Consider the following 15,740-nt stretch of genomic DNA (forward strand, 5'->3'; position numbering starts at 1 on the left):
GGCCAACGCGGTCCGGCAATGGGTTGCCGCGGCCCAGCATTCCTCGAAGTGTGGTCTCCTCTCTCACCACAGCTCGGTGCGCGACGCCCGGTGTATGGAAGGGGCTGAGAGCGCCGGCTCTGGTGGGCAACGTTGTCGACCAGGCGGACCTTGGCGCCGAACGAGAACGGCGCCGCGCCGGGCTTGGGTCGGGCGCATCCGCGGCCGTGATCGCGGCGCGCAAGCAGCCTGTCTCGTCAGCACGGTTGCAGGATGGGGCACGGACCATGCCTTCCTCCAGGCGGGCGATCTTCATGTCATCGAGCGACGCAAATCATGAGGATGCGCCCGACCTCGAAAGCGCCGCGGACGGCGGCAATGCGGTGGCCGCCCGCCCGCCGCCCTCGCCGCGCCCTGCCGCTCGGGTTCGCGTCCTCCTGCCCCTCTCGCTGACGATCGCTGCGGGGCTCGCCGTCGTCCTGCCGGCGACGTTGCCGGCGCCCGTCCGGATCGCGCTCTTCGCCGTGCTGCTGGCGATCATCCTCTGGTCGACCACGTCGCTCGACGTGGCGTACGTCGGGCTCGGCGCGGCGCTGCTCCTCCTCCTGACCGGCGTCAGCCCCCAGGAACGGCTCTTCGACTCCCTCGCGTCCGACGTCATCTGGTTGATGATAGGGGCGTTCATCCTGGGCGGCGCGGTCGAGCAGTCTGGCCTGGCGATGCGGCTGGCGCAGCGCGTGGTCGAGCGCGCTCGCACCGTGCGCGGCGTGTTCTGGTGCTTGACGGCCGTGCTCATCCCGTCGTCGCTCTTCGTCCCGTCGGTCTCCGGCCGCGCCGTGATCGCCATTCCCATCTTCCGCAGCATCTCTTCCATCACGGCGGATCCGCACATCACCCGTGCCCTCGCGCTGCTGTTCCCCGCGGTGATCCTGGTCAGCACCATCGGCTCGCTGGTCGGCGCGGGGTCTCACCTCGTGGCGAACCAGCTGCTGAGCCAGGTCACCGGCCGTCGGCTGTCCTTCGGCGAGTGGGTCCTCTACGGGATGCCGTTCGGCGTGGTGGCCAGCGGCGCCGCCTGCGCGGTCATCCTGGCGCTCTTCCTCGACGGCGAGCGCCGCGGGCGATGCATCCGGGTTCCCCGGCGCCCGCGAGGCTCCTTGTCGCGATCGGAGCGGATCACCCTGGCCGTCGGCGCGACGATGGTCGTGCTCTGGCTCTCGGAGCGGTGGCACGGCTACGAGAGCGCCACGGTCACGCTGGCCGGCGCGCTCGCGCTCACGGCGCCTGGCAGCGCGCTCCGCTGGAAGGAAGGCGTGAAGGCGGTCGACTGGAACCTCCTCCTCTTCGTCGCAGCAGCCCTCGTCCTGGGAGGAGCGCTGATCGACACGGGCGCATCCGGCTGGCTCTTTCAGGCGCTGCTCCGCAACAGCGGTATCGAGAGCGCCAGAGGGCACCTGTTCTTCGTGATGGCGGTCGGCGTGATGTCGCTGACGTCCCACCTCTACCTCACCTCCCATGTCGCTCGCACCGTCGCGCTCGGCCCCGTCTTGCTGCAGCTCGCCGCCGATCGCGATCTCGACCCCGCGGCGGTCATCTTCATCGGCACGGTCGGCATCGATTACTGCCTGACGTTCCCGGTGAGCTCCAAGGCGCTCCTCATGTTCCAGGGGCTCGACGGAGAGACGTTCCGCCCGGCGGATCTCCTGCTCCTCAGCGCCGTCATGCTCCCGATCCACCTGGCGTCGATCGCCGTCTTTTACTTCACCTACTGGCGCTGGATGGGGCTCGCGCCATGACGAGCCCCCTGCGCATCCTGATCGCTCCGTCGGGCTTCAAGGAATGCATGGATGCGGAGCAGGTCGCCGAGGCCATCGCGACGGGCATCCGGCGCGCGCTGCCGGAAGCGCACCTCCTGAAGGCGCCGCTCACGGACGGCGGCGAGGGCTTCACCCGGGCGCTGGTCAAGGCGACGGGCGGCTCCTTGCACCCAGCGATCGTGACAGGCCCGCTGGGCCAGCCTGTCGCGTCCCATTTCGGCTTCCTCGGCGGCGCCGGACCACGGACGGCGGTGATCGAGATGGCCGCTGCCGCCGGGCTTCGCCTCGTCCCGCGTCACGCGCGCAACCCGATGGCCACAACGACGCGCGGCGTCGGCGAGCTGATCCGCGCCGCGCTCGACGCGGGCGCGGAGCGGCTGCTCCTCGGTTGCGGCGACTCCGGCACCAACGACGGCGGGGCGGGCATGGCCCAGGCGCTGGGCATCCGCCTGCTGAACGCGGCGGGGATCGAGATCGGAGCGGGAGGAGGAGCGCTGCTGGAGCTCGACCGCATCGACCCTTCAGGCAGGGACTCCCGCATTCCCCGCGTGCAGATCGAGGTGGCCTGCAACTGGCGCAACGTCCTCTGCGGTCCTGGCGGCGTGGCGCGCGTGTTCGGCCCGCAGAAGGGCGCCTCGCCGGAGATGGTCGCGCGGCTGGAGGCGGCCCTGGAGCGCTATGCCGCCCTCATCGCGCGCGACGTGGGCGTGGACGTGAGAACCATGCCGGGAGGAGGCGCCTCCGGAGGCCTCGGCGCGGGGCTCCATGCCCTGCTGAAGGCGACGCTCTTGCCTCGCTACGATGTCCTCGTCCGCTACCTGGACCTGGACGGCCTCCTGCGCGACGCGGATCTCGTCGTCACCGCCGAGGGGGGGCTCGACGCCCGGACCTCGCGCGGCAAGATGCCGGCGGAGCTGGCCAGACGCGCAAAGCACTTCAGGCTGCCGGTCATCGCTCTGGCAGGGACCATCGACGAGGATGCGCGCGTGAACTACGCGTGCGGCATCGACTCGTTCTCGTCGATCCTCGAGGCCCCATGCACGCTGTCCGAGGCCATGGATCGTGCACCCTTCCTGATCGCGAACGCGGCCGAGAACGCGCTGCGCTACATCCTCATCGGCCGAGGTCTCCCCGGGCTCCGCAAGGCGCGCGGGCATCCGCGTCCACGCGCGCGGGCGGGCTGACCCGACCTGGGCCGGTCAAGACACCTCGGCCTCGGCTGGGGCCGGCGGCGCCGGCGCGGCGGAGCGCGCGGGGCGGAGCGGGTGCGTCTCGACGCGCCAGATACCGTCGTCCGTCAGGCGGATCGCCGCGAACCTGGCGACGCCGTCGAGGTGGCCGTCGGTCTCGTGGCCGAGCGTCGACGAGGGGTGCGCGTACACGCTGACGCGGCCGCCGCTCTTCGAGCGGTAATGGCCGAAGAACGCGAGGTGCTTGTGCCCGTGGAGCACGAGCGCGCTGTTCTTCTTCGGGTTCTTCTGCTGATACGCCGCGAGCATCTCGAGGAGGCGCGGGCCATCCATGGCGATCATGAACGTGTCGTTGAGCGAGATCGGCCCCGCGAGGCGCGCCACGTGGTGGTGGAGCAGCACGATGACCGGGCCGGACCCCCGCCGGAGCGCGCGGGCGAGGCGACGCAGCTGAGCGCCGCCGATCTGCCCGATCGCGTTCGACCCCACGAACCGCGACCTGTAACGGTTGGAGTTGAGGCCGAAGATCCGGATACCGCCCCCGAGATCGAGCCGCCTCGGATACAGGCCGGCGATCGCGCGCAGCCGCCGCCGCGCGCGCTTGCGGGCCGGGACGTGCAGGGGAGGCTGGAAGGGGCCGCGCTCCACGCGGGTGAGCACCTCGATGAAGCGCTGCTCGCGCTCCGCCCGCTTCGTGAGGTAGGGGTCCGGCGACGTGCCGAGGTTGATGGCGACATCGTGGTTGCCGGGCACCATGAGCACCTGCGAGGAGGCCGGGATACCGGAGAGCGCCGCCTCGAGCTCGTCCCACTGCGCCTCTTCCCCGAGATCGGTCATGTCGCCCGTCAGCGCGACGAGCGGCGGTTTCATGGCGGCGATCTCCGCCACGAGCCGCCGGAGGCGGCCTGTCAGCTCGGCGGTGTCGGGGCGAGGGGCCCCTTCCGGCCACGCGGCGGAGCCCTCCTCGATCTCGTACGGCTCGCTGCCGCCCGCCGTGATGTGGAGATCGGAGATCTGGCAGAGGACGAGCCGCCCGCCGGGGATCGCGTCGCCAGGATCGGGGAAGAGCGTCGCCGCGCCGCCATACCGCAGGATCACGCGGGTCGCCTCGCCCAGGGCGGACGCGAGCCAGGCATAGAGCGAGAGCCCGAGCGCGAGCGCGGCGAGCGCCGTGCACACGGCCAGGACGAGCGCGGCCCCGCCGCCGAAGGAGAGCCTGCCGCCCGCGGGGAACCAGGTCGCGAGGAAGGAGAGGAACGACCCGTCCAGCCACGAGGAGAGCCAAGCGGGGACGCCGACCTCGAGGGCGTACACGGCGAGCCCGCCGGCGCCGCAGGCCGCGGCGAGGAGGACGAACAGCAGGATCAGGCGATCGCGGACGACGTCGATGACGTCGACGACCTCGCCGAGCCTCCCCCGGAACGACGAGCGGAAGTAGCGGCTCCCGTAGGAGATCTTCTTCCATGTCTCCGGCCGCCACACCCGGCCTTGGCTCGCGACGCTGGAGACGACGAGGGCCGGGGTGATGACCAGCGCGAGCAGGACGAGCACCGGCAGGAGCGCCAGGTAGAGGACTCGGAGGGCCGCCCTTCGCGCCATGCCTCATTTGACGTGCCCCGGGCAGGACCGTCAAGGAGCCGCTCGGGCCGCGAGCGCCCCGAAAGTTGCCGGAATCGATGGATGCTCGTAGCAGTAAGCGCGAGCTCGCGCGCTGATGTCCTGCACCGAGACGCCGATAGAGCCGGCCTGCGCCCTGCGATCACCCGCGCCGAGCGATCCGCCGCCGGCGCTCTCGACCGGCGCGCGCGCGGCGCCTGCGCGCCGGCGTGGCAGGGCCGCGGCCCTCGTCGCCGCGGGCGCCGCCGGCGCGGGAGCGGCCGTGTGGACAAGCGCGGCCGTGGCCGTGTGGACCGGGGCGCCCGCGACGGCGGCGCGCAGCGCGGCGCCGCTCGTGGCGAGCGCGGCGAGCACGCTGACGAAGCGCGCGCCGACGGCGCCACCAGAGCGCGTGACGCTCACGGCGGATGACGAGGACGCCGAGCCCGGCACGCTGGAAGAGCAGCGCCTCCGGCTGTTCGCGCGGATGCGGCGCGAGCTCGCGCTCCCCGACGAGGCGATGCGGCAGGTCGAGGCGATCTTCGCGGCGTCGACGGTGCTCGGCCAGGGCAACCCCGCGCTGACGCGGCACCCGATGTCACGATCCGAGTGCCGTCGCACTCGAGCGCGCTCGGGCGTCGAGCCGGCGCGCGAGCCGGCCTGCGGCGCGCCGGGGATGGTGCCGCTCTTCGATCCCACGCGCGGTCAGACCGCGGCGGACGCCCCCGCGTGCATCGATCAGCTCGAGTTCCCGAACGTGCCCTGCGAGTACCCCGTGGTGCACGTCCGGGCCCGCGAGGCGGCGCTCCTGTGCAGGGCGGTAGGGAAACGGATCTGCGACGCGCACGAGTGGGAAGGGGCGTGCGCCGGCGCCCTCCGGGATCCGGACGTCGAGTACGAGTGGGCGCGCCCCCGGAACGAGGCGAGCTGGCACCACAACCTCCTGCGCGAGAAGGTGTGGAGCTACGGCCCCGCGAAGAACCACGCGCTCTGCGGGACGGGGAGCTCCCGCACGCCGGGCTGTCCAGGCGGCGGGTGGGACCGCTGCGGCTCCAACACGTATCCGGCCGGCGCGTTCCCCGCCTGCCGGAGCAGCCTCGGTGTCTTCGATCTGCACGGCAACGTGGCCGAGCACATGAGCCTGCCCATCCTGCCCGAAGAGCTCGCGCGGCACGGCGATCGGGGCTTCACCGAGATGAAGGGCAGCTGGTTCGCGTTCTCGTCGATGGAGGTCCACGCCGACGACTGCCGCTTTCGCGCCCCCGACTGGCACGCGACGCGCCTCATGAGCAGGGGCAGCCACGCGAACTACCACCTTGGATTCCGCTGCTGCAAGGACATCACGCCGGCGGACGGCGCCGAGCGAGACGGGGGCGTCGCCCCCCAGGGCGCCAGATGAATCCATCCACATAGATTTGACCACATGAGCCCACGTACGCGCATTGGGTGGTCCATGGGCGCAGGATCTCGCTGACGCGGCTCGTTTCGAGCGCCCGCCGCGAAGTTGCGGTGGCGGAGGCAGACGATTACGGCCCGAGGCGATCGACTCGTGTCGTGCCTCCGTTGGGGCACAAACGGCGCAGCCTGAGCACGTCAGGCGCAGAGGGTCCGACGTCGCGCGCGGGTTGCGGCCCGGTCAGACGAGCGGCGGGGAGGCGCCGCGCGCCGTCGCCAGCGGGCCTCGATCGGGCCTCGACGGCTCTCGTTCACGACGGCCGCGGTGCGGGCGGGAGCGCAGGGGCTCTGCTCGAAAGCCCGCGAGAGAGGCGTTGCGCGCGGCGCGCGGCGCCTGCCGCCGAGGCGTTGAGTTCGTCATCTCCAGCATGGGGCGCGCGGCCCGCGGGCGATAGGCCCTCCGATCGGGGGCCGTCCCGCCGGTCTCCGCGTTGAGAACCCGGAAAACCAAGGCCGGCGTCGATCCAGAGAATGCCTTTTTGCGGACGCGTCAGGGCTGGTGACACGAGCTCGCAGCGGCAGTGTCTGCACACGAGGGCTGAGGCACACAGCCTGCTCTTCGATGAGCCCACGGTGGCTCGGACCTTCCGGCCATCACGGGATATTGAGGAGGACAACACATGCTCTCGATTCATGGCAAGGTGCTGGGGCTCGCGGTGGTGATGGCGGCGCTGGGCACGGGGTGCGCCGTTGACGCGGTGAACGACGCGGATCTCGACGAGGCCAGCATCGACGAGGTCGAGCAGGTCGATTCGACCACCGAGGCGCTCGAGGCCGGCGCGTCGGCGAGGGGCGGGTATCAGGGGCCGTACGGCGGCAAGGGCGGGCCGATCGGCGCGCAGGGCCCCATGGACCTCGGCCAGGGGCCGGTCGGCGTGCAGGGACCGGCGGGCCCCGGCCTGCAGGCGCCGATCGGCCAGATGGGGCAGGGGCCTGTCGGCCAGGGGCCGGTCGGGCAGGGGCCGGTCGGGCAGGGGCCCGTGGGCGTGCCGGGTGGCGTGCCGGGCGTCGGTGGTGTGCCGTTCGGCGGGATGCCGTTCGGTGGCATCGGTGGTTTCGGCGGCTTCGGCGTGCCTGCCGCGTTCATCTCGAATTGCACCACCTTCAACACCGTGTTCGCTCCCGACTGCTTTCCGTGCAGCCCCTGCTGCCCCCGGCCCTGCAACCCTTGCAATCCCGCGGGCATCGGCGGCCCGCTCAACGGCGGGTTCTCGGCCGGCCCCTGCGGTGGCGGGTTCCAGGGCCCCTGCAATGGCGGGTTCACGGGAGGCTGCGGCGGCAACGCCGGGTTCGCCGGGGGCTGCGGCGGCAACGCCGGGTTCGCCGGAGGCTGCGGCGGCAACGCCGGGTTCGCCGGAGGCTGCGGCGGCAACGCCGGGTTCAGGCCGGGCTGCGGCATCTGGTAACTACGGGCCTCGGACCTCGGCCGGTCGCGCCGGCCGCGGAGAGGGCGCGGGGCTCGGAGGCGAAACGCCCGGCGCCGCGCGCCGGCCGCCACGGGAGCGCGTGAGTCGATCGCGTTCGATGGCCGATCTCGGGTCGGCCCATCGTCGCCGCTCTCCCGCGCGGGCTTCACCAGCGCCGCCTCATGCTGACCACCTCGGCGGCCAGCGGACGGCGGGGACGTGACGGCAGCGCTCGAACGGTCGCAACGGCAGAGGCTGGGCCCGCGCCGGCGGGGGCGACCCATGTGAGGTGAGGTCGTCGCCGCCAGCGCGGGTCGCGGACGCAGGGGGACGGCGCCACAGGGCCGTGCCCCCGCGGCTCGCGCGGGATGGCGGGATGGTGGCCGGGCCGGCGATGATGGTGAGGTGAGACGCGCTGCGCCGCGGGAGCGCGGCGCGGCCCGCGAAATCGCGCGAATCCCGCGAATCGCGCGGAATTACACCTGAGTCCAGCGAGTCCGCGCCGGCGGCATGTGCCGCCTTCACGGGCGTTGCTACGCCGCGAGCGATCCCTTAGAGTGGCGCTAACGCTGTGATCGGCACGATCATCGACGGCAAATATCAGATTCGCAAGCTCCTCGGCGAGGGCGCCATGGGCTCGGTCTACGAGGCCGAGCACACGGGGACCGGCCGACGCTGCGCCGTGAAGGTGATCAGCTCGGCGGATCTCACCCGCGACCCGAAGGTCGTGAGCCGCTTCCAGCGCGAGGCGCGCGCGGCAGGCGCGATCGACACACAGCACATCACGCAGGTGCTCGACGCCGGCGTCGATCGCGGCTCGAACCTGCCGTTCCTCGCGATGGAGTTCCTCGCGGGCGAGGACGTCCACGAGCTCATCAAGCGCGTCGGCCCGCTCGCGCCCGACCTCGCGCTGCGCATCGTCGCGCAGTCGTGCATCGGGCTCCAGAAGGCGCACGAGGCGAGCGTCGTCCACCGCGACATCAAGCCGCACAACCTGTTCCTCGCGCGCCGCGACGCCGGCGAGATCCTCGTCAAGCTGCTCGATTTCGGGATCGCCAAGGTGAAGATGGACCGGGCGAACGAGACCGAGAGCGCCGATCTGACGCGCACCGGGAACCTGATCGGCTCGCCGCTCTACATGTCGCCCGAGCAGGCGCGCGGCCAGAAGGAGATCGACCACCGCACCGACATCTGGTCGCTCGGCGCCGTGCTCTACCAGCTGCTGACCGGGCGGACGCCGTACCATCACATCACCGCGCTCGGTGAGCTGATCATCGCGATCTGCTCGGATCCTCCGCCGCAGGTGCAGGATTTCGCCCCGTGGGTGGCGCCCGAGATCGCGGCGATCGTGCACCGATGCCTCCTGCAGGCCCCCGGGCAGCGCTACCAGAGCGCGCAGGAGATGTTCGGCGCCATCCGGCCGCTCCTTCCGTACGGCTGGGGCATCCACGAGAGCATGCTCGTGCCGCTGCCGGAGGCCGTGCACCGGCAGTCCGCGCCGCGGCTCGCGATGAACGCGCCGCCCGCGAACCAGAGCGGCGCGTACGCAGCGGCCTCGCCGGCGAACCAGAGCGGCGGGTACCCCGCGATCTCGCCGGCGAATCATGGCGGCGCGTACGCCGCGACCGCGCCGGCGAACCAGAGCGGCGGGTATCCCGCGGTCCCGCAGGAGCACCGCGGAGGTTACTCGTCGTTCGCGCCTCCCCCGCTCCAGAGCGGGCCGCCGGCGGCGATCATTCCGGCCACCAACCACGCTGGCGCTGCGACGACGGGGGCGCTCACGCAGTCGCACCGCGGCACGCAGCCCGGCGTGCCGCGGGTGCCGGTGGTGGCCGGCGCCGCGCTCGCCGCCGCGGTCATCGCGGCCGGCGTGTACTTCATCAGCCGGCCGCCGCCGGAGCCGGTCGCCCAGCCGGAGGCGAAGGCGACCGTCGAGACGCTCCCGCCTGCGGCGGCCACGCTGACGTCGACCGCCCCGACGCCGTCGCCGGCCGCGACGCCGACGACGCCGGAGGTGGTCGCGGCGGTCGAGCCGCAGCCGAAGCGCGTTCAGGTCGTCATCCTGCCCGCCGACGCCTCGGTCGAGGTCGAAGGCAAGCGCGTGACGACGCGCAACGGGATCCTCGATATCACCGGGCCGCCCGGGAGCGTGCACAGGGTGCGCGTCTTCAAGAAGGGGGGCGGCGAGGCGATGGCCGACGTCGTGGTGACCGACACCGGCGCGTTGCCGCCGAAGGTCGAGCTCACGCCGACGTCGGGGAAGGGCGGTCCTGCGACGTCGGCGAAGAGCACCTCGGCCGCGCCGGCGACGGCGCCGCCCGCGCCCACGACCCCCAAGGGGATCATCGACAACACCGACGAGTTCGGAAAGTAGCAGCGGAGCGACAGGCTGAGTACGGTGCTCGATCGAATGGATCTGCGTACGCGGCGCGGCGGCTCTCGTCTTCTCTCCCTCGCGCGGCGTCCCCGCGCAGCGCCGCGGCTGCGCGCGCTCTCGGCCGCGGTCGCGGTCGCGGTCGCCGCCGGACCGGTGCTCGCGCAGCCGGCGCCGCCGGTCACGGACGCCGCCGCGCCGGTCAAGGAGGGCGCCGCGCCCGCCGCGGAAGCCGGCGCGCCGGCCAGGGAAGGCGCAGCGCCGGCCACCGGGGCTGCGGTGCCGGTCGAGGAGGCGCCCGTCTCCGAGACGGACCGGCAGGTGGCGCGGCTCCACTTCGAGAAGGGGCTCACGCTGCTGCGCGAGGAGGCGTGGGGCCCTGCGCTCGCGGAGTTCCTCCTCTCGCGCAAGCTCTTCCCGACGCGCGTGGCCACGAACAACGCCGCGATCGCGCTGCGCAAGCTCCAGCGCTACGACGAGGCGCTCGAGATGTTCGAGACCTTCCTCCGCGATTTCACCATGTCGGCCGCCGAGCGCGCGGCCGCGCAGCGGGAGATCGCCGAGCTGCGGGCGCTCGTGGGGACGCTCGACATCACGAACGCGGAGCCCGGGGCGTCCATCGTGGTGAGCGGCGAGGAGCGCGGGCAGTACCCGCCCGTCAAGCCGATCCGCGTGGCGGCGGGCGCGCACGTCGTCCGCGTCTTCAAGGAGGGCTACGAGCCGGTGGAGACGCGCGTCGACGTCGCCGGGGGGCAGACCGCCACGGTGAACGCGAAGCTCCGCAGGCTGACCCGCTCCGGCCGGCTGCGCGTGGTGGAGCGCGCCGGCAAGACGGTCGACGTGCTCGTCGACAACGTCGTCGTGGGGCAGACCCCGTGGATCGGCGCGCTGTCGGTCGGCGATCACATGGTGGCGCTGCGCGGCGCGGGGAAGCTCGGGACGCAGCCGACGGCGGCGCCCGTGAAGCCGCAGGAGCTCACGACGCTGTCGCTGCTCGCCGAGGATCTCGACGCTTCGTTGCGGGTCGACCCCACGCCGCCCGGCGCGAGCGTGTGGATCAACTCGGTCAACGTGGGCAACGGCGTCTGGCTCGGCCGGCTCAAGGCCGGCACGCACCGGGTCGAGGTGAAGGCCGACGGGTTCGTCACGGGGACGCGCACGGTGACGCTGCTGAAGGGCCAGCGCCAGAGCCTCGACATGGGGCTCGAGCGCGACGAGGACGCCGATATCTGGCGCAAGCCGCCGAAGATCACGCTCGACGTGAGCGCGTCGTTCCTGCTGGCGCCGACGCTGGGCGGCGAGATCACGGACGGCTGCGGCTCGGGTTGCTCCAGCTCGCTCGGCCTCGGCGGGCTCGGCATGATCCACGGCGGTTACGAGCTCGGCTCGGGGATCGGCGTCGGGATCGAGCTCGGCGGCCTGTTCGCGGCGCAGCAGCTCGACGAGCGCTCGGCGACGCTCAGGCCGGTCGGCTACCGGGATCCGCTCGACGGCACGGCGAGCGACACGCTCCGCCTGGGCGGCTTCCTGGCCGGCGCGACGTTCGGGTACCACTTCGACATCAGCGACCGCTTCCCGGCGCTGCTCCGGCTGGGCGCGGGGGTGCTCGTCGGCGAGGTCCGCGACGAGCGGACCGGCAGGTTCAGGACGACCGGGGGGGAGTGGTTCAACACGTTCCCGGTGGTCGACTTCGCCTCGGCGACCTACTTCTACGCGGATCCTGATCTGCGCCTCGGCCTGCGGCTCGGAGAGCGGTGGGAGGTGTCCGGCAGCCTGAAGCTGCTGCTGCTGATCGGCCTCAGCAAGCCGAAGTGGGACAGGACGATCGAGCTGTCCGCCTCGACGGACGGGATCGGCACCTACGAGCCAGAGTCGCTCATGGGTGATTTCGTCCTGATGTTCTCGCCCGGGGCGAGCCTGCGTTACCAGTTCTGACGAGACCCGCGCCGGTCCACGGTGCGCGGCCGCGCGGCGCTGCGTGCGTCGCGATCTTCCGCCCCCTCAGCACCATGCCGAGCAGAGCGGCGGTCTCCCGCACAGGAGACGGGCCCAGATCGGCGTTTTCGGCGCGCAAGCGCACTCCCGTGCGCTGAGCACCGAAAACGTCGAGGTGGGCCCGTATCCGAAGCGGGTGACCGCCGCTCTAGCGCCGGCGGCGAAGGGCGGCCAGCGCCGCGGCGACGCCGACGAGGACGGAGAGGCCTGCGGCGGTGCGCTCGGCGGGGGCGCCGACGACGCTGCAGGAGCAGGACGGGACCTCCGACGGATCGATCTGCGGGACGCACTGGTTCGCGAGGTTGCACACCATGCCATCGACGCAGTCGGCCACCGATCTGCACGGTGAGGCGCAGGCGCTGCCGCCCGGCGGGCAGCTGTACGGGGTGCAGTCGGTGTCGACGCCCGGGGATCGGAGCGTGTGCTCGCCGTCGCAGCGCGGCCCGATCTCCTCGAGGTCGGCGCAGACGCCGTCGAGGCAGACGAAGTCCTGGATGCAGTCGTCGTCGGAGGCGCAGGAGGTCTTGCAGGCGGTCTCGTCCGCGCACTTGAACCCGCCGCAGCGCTCGACCACCGGCTCGTTCTCGCGGCCGTCTCCTGCGCAGAAGAAGCGCGTGAGCGTCGCGGGACCCACGATGCAGCCCTCGTCCGGGCAGGAGCACGTGAAGGTCTTCGCGACCGCCCCTTCCACAGGGAACATGCACTTCGCGTCGGTGGCGCCGCCGCAGTAACCGGCACACGCGCCCTCACCGGGGCAGGCCTCACGCTGGAAGGTGCCGCCCTCGTTGGGGTGCGGCGACTCGTGCTCGACAGGCGTCCCGACGTTCGTGCACCTGCCGACGTTGTTCACCACGTCGCATGCCTGACACTGGCCATCGCACCGGAAATCGCAGCAGAAACCGTCGACGCAATGGCCCGAGACGCACTGGCGATCACGCGTGCACTCGGCGCCGTTGGCGAGTCGATCGAGACACAGACCCGACCCGGGCGGTGCGCCCCCCGATCCCGCGGACGCTCCGCCTGCGCCACCCGCACCTCCGCTGCCTCCAGCGGCTGCGCCGCCGGCACCCGCGCCACTCGATCCAACGGAGGCGCCGCTGGCACCGGCGCCACCGGATCCAGCGGACGCGCCGCCTGCACCGCCGGCACCAGCGCCCCCCGATCCAGCGGCTGCGCCGCCTGCGCCCGCGCCACCGGTTCCGGCGGACGCACCGCCCGCGCCACCCGTTCCGGCGGCTGCGCCGCCTGCGCCGCCTGCACCCGCGCCGGTGGACGCGCCGCCCGCACCACCACCACCCGTTCCGGACGATGCACCTCCGGCGCCGCCGGCCTCACCGCAGGCGTCCGGATCGCCGACGCCGACGTCACACCAACCGCTCTCGTCGCAACCGCAGTCGTCCAGGCAATAGAGGATGCACCTGTTGTTGCTGCCGCAGCGGCCCGGCTTGCAGTCCTTCGTGGATTCATGAGCCAGCGCGCGCCCCTGGCCATCGCAGCGGTTGTGCACTTCGATCTGGTTGACGCAGACGACCGGGAGCTCCGTGTCGGGCTTCGCAGGACCACACGTGCCATCGCTGCCCGTCCCCTTGCCCGACGCCGTGCACGAGAAGCACTCCTGATCGCACGCCTCGTTGCAGCAGACGTTCTCCGTATCGGAGCAATGCCCTGAAGCGCACTCCTGATCGTGCACGCACGCCTCGCCGTTCGCCTTGATCAGCAGCTGCGCGCTGGCGAGCGGCTGCGCGCTCGTGGCCCCGATGCCGCCCGCGACGAGCACCGCCCGGCCTGCGACGCGGTCGGTGCCGGCGTTGACGACGACGGCGGCGTGCTCCCGGCGAGCCTCCTGTGCAAGCGAGCCGGCCGGCAGGGTGAGGGCGCTGAACTTCCTGGTCAGCGGATCGTAGATGGCGGCGCTCGAGAGCGAGGTCGTGCCATCGAACCCGCCGGCGATGAGGACGTCGCCGGTCGGCAGCAGGCTGGCCGTGTGGTTGGCGCGCGCGTTCGCCATGGAGATCGGCGTCGGCTGGAGCTCGAAGCCCCGCTTCGTCGGATCGGCCACGCCGTCGTGGTAGATGTCGAGGGTGCGGACGTAAGCGCCGCCAGAGACCCGGGTGGTGCCTCCGACGAGGATCACCTCGCCCGAATCGAGCGTCGTCGCTGCCTGGCCGCCCAGCGCCTCCGTACGGTCGATGAGCGTCGCCGTGTGGAAGCCGCGGAGGGCGCTCATCTGCGCCGTCATCGGGGTCGCGGAGGGTGAGAGGACGGAGATCGGCCGGAAGACGCCCTCGTCCTCGTGGAAGATCTCGGCCGAGGTGAGCGCCGCGCCCGAGAGGACGAAGCCGCCTGCGACGAGCACGTTCCCCGCCTTCAGGCGGACCGCCGTGTGGGCGTGGCGCGAGGTCGCCATGCTGCCCACGGAGGCGAGCGTGCTCGCGACGGGCGCGCCGCCGTTCGGTCCGAAGGCGCTGAAGGTGTAGAGGGAAGCGGTGCTCGTGGGCTGGTTGAGCGGATCCGCGAGGCCGCCTGCGACCAGGACCACGCCTGGATCGAGGAGGGTGGCCGAGTGATTGAACCGGCCCAGAGAGGCCCCGGCGTCCCTGACGAACTGGCCGGTGGCCGGGTTGTAGACCTCGACGGCGGCGACCGGCGTGCCGCTGGTGCGCTGGCTGCTGCCGCCCACGACGACGACCGCCGGCGGCGGAGGCGCAGGATCCGACGGCGCGGCCGGGGCGAGCTTCGTGACGGCCGTGGCGGTGTGGGCGCCGCGCGCGACGTCCATCGCGTCGGTGCTCGCGAACGTGCGGTCGAGCGGGAAGTACAGCTCCGCCGTCGCGAGCGCGCCCCCGGACGCGTCGAACCCGCCCGCGAAGAGCACGGGGCTCGCAGGGTTCGCCGGGTCGATCACGGTGGCCGTGTGACGGGCGCGCGGCGTGATCATCTGGTTTGTCGTGGCGATCCACTGCGGGTCGACGAGCGCCGGGTACCGAACGCCGGCGGGCTGCCATCCGACGATCACCGTGCAATCCGGCGCGCCCGGCGGGGTGACCGGCCGGCCCCACGGGGCGCGAGGGCTCGTGTCGACGGCGCAGCCCTCGACGGAGAGCGAGGCCGGAACGCGCGCGCCGTTCGCGTCGACGAGGTAGGGGGGCGCGACGCGCAGGCGGGGCGAGCCGCCGGCGTCGAGGAACTCGAGCGTGCGCTCCACGAGGCGGAGGCCCGAGACGGCGGTGACGTCGACCCGGTAGCGGAGCTCCTTGCGCGTGGGCTCCTGCTCGAAGACGACGAAGTCCTCGGTGCCGTGCGGGAGGACGCGGTGCAGGACGTCGCGGGCGCCGCCGCCTTCGGCGCGCAGCGCGCCTGCGTAGAGGACGAGGCCGCTGTCGACCGCGGCAGGCACGTCCGCGGCATCGACGAGGGAGAAGGCGATCGAGACGCGGGACGCGCCATCGGCGAGGCGCACCGGACCGGCGGCGCGCGCCGGGAGCTCGACGGACGCCGCGGCGGCCTCCGGGGCTGCCGCGCGCAGGGCGCCGGCCGGAGTCGCCGCGACGATCTTGACGGGGCTCGCGGCGATGGCGTTGGCGAAGCGCGCGCGGATCGCGGCGATGCGGGCGCGCGCTCCGGGCGGCGCCGCCTGAGGCGACCCGGGGCCGGCCGGGGGGGAGCGGCGCGAGGCGCCCTCGTCGGAGCAGCCAAGGACCTGGGGGAGAATGGCGCACGCAGAGAGCAGCGCAGCCGTTCGCAGCCTGAAGCCGAGTCGCAGCACGCGGTGGTTTCGCAAGGGTCGTTCCGTGGTCGGCGCGGCGCGCGCGACGTGAGAGGGCGGATCTGGGCCATCCTAACAGAAGGCGGCCCGCCGCCGAACAAGTGAGGCGGCGCGTCGAGAGAGGCGGGGGCTCCTCCGACGTGGCCTCCGACACGGAGACGT

Annotated in this window: 8 protein-coding genes; 6 read left to right on the plus strand and 2 right to left on the minus strand. The window is 72.7% G+C overall.

What is annotated here, in order from left to right; all coding sequences use genetic code 11:
- Positions 1 to 266: 266 nt before the first annotated feature.
- The gene (locus tag WME95_RS20175; RefSeq protein WP_437909983.1) at positions 267 to 1,775 is read left to right on the plus strand and encodes an SLC13 family permease; all 1,509 of its coding nucleotides are present in this window, start codon (positions 267 to 269) and stop codon (positions 1,773 to 1,775) included.
- On the plus strand, positions 1,772 to 2,980 hold the full coding sequence (locus WME95_RS20180; protein ID WP_437909984.1) for a glycerate kinase family protein: 1,209 nt from the start codon (positions 1,772 to 1,774) through the stop codon (positions 2,978 to 2,980). The genes WME95_RS20175 and WME95_RS20180 overlap by 4 nt, the downstream gene beginning before the upstream one ends.
- 15 nt (positions 2,981 to 2,995) lie before the next feature.
- On the opposite strand, the gene WME95_RS20185 is transcribed toward WME95_RS20180, so the two are convergent.
- Entirely contained in the window at positions 2,996 to 4,585 is a 1,590-nt protein-coding gene (locus WME95_RS20185) for a metallophosphoesterase family protein (RefSeq protein ID WP_437909986.1), read from the minus strand.
- A 115-nt stretch (positions 4,586 to 4,700) separates the two neighbouring features.
- Here WME95_RS20185 and WME95_RS20190 point away from each other — a divergent pair, with 115 nt between their 5' ends.
- From WME95_RS20190 to WME95_RS20205, 4 genes are all read left to right on the plus strand, one after another.
- Entirely contained in the window at positions 4,701 to 5,981 is a 1,281-nt protein-coding gene (locus tag WME95_RS20190; RefSeq protein WP_437909987.1) for an SUMF1/EgtB/PvdO family nonheme iron enzyme, read from the plus strand.
- Between the two features lie 676 nt (positions 5,982 to 6,657).
- Positions 6,658 to 7,443 (plus strand): hypothetical protein, encoded by a 786-nt coding sequence (locus tag WME95_RS20195; RefSeq protein WP_437909988.1) that lies wholly within the window; start codon positions 6,658 to 6,660, stop codon positions 7,441 to 7,443.
- Positions 7,444 to 8,014: 571 nt separating this feature from the next.
- Entirely contained in the window at positions 8,015 to 9,817 is a 1,803-nt protein-coding gene (locus tag WME95_RS20200) for a serine/threonine protein kinase (protein WP_437909989.1), read from the plus strand.
- A 36-nt stretch (positions 9,818 to 9,853) separates the two neighbouring features.
- Complete coding sequence (locus tag WME95_RS20205) at positions 9,854 to 11,752, plus strand: PEGA domain-containing protein (protein WP_437909991.1); 1,899 nt, start codon at positions 9,854 to 9,856, stop codon at positions 11,750 to 11,752.
- A gap of 208 nt (positions 11,753 to 11,960) precedes the next feature.
- Here the strand turns inward: WME95_RS20205 and WME95_RS20210 are convergent, their stop codons facing one another.
- Entirely contained in the window at positions 11,961 to 15,593 is a 3,633-nt protein-coding gene (locus WME95_RS20210; protein ID WP_437909992.1) for a Kelch repeat-containing protein, read from the minus strand.
- Between the last annotated feature and the right edge of the window lie 147 nt (positions 15,594 to 15,740).

It is taken from the genome of Sorangium sp. So ce327, from assembly GCF_051530205.1.
In the GTDB taxonomy this organism is placed as follows: domain Bacteria; phylum Myxococcota_A; class Polyangia; order Polyangiales; family Polyangiaceae; genus Sorangium; species Sorangium cellulosum_B.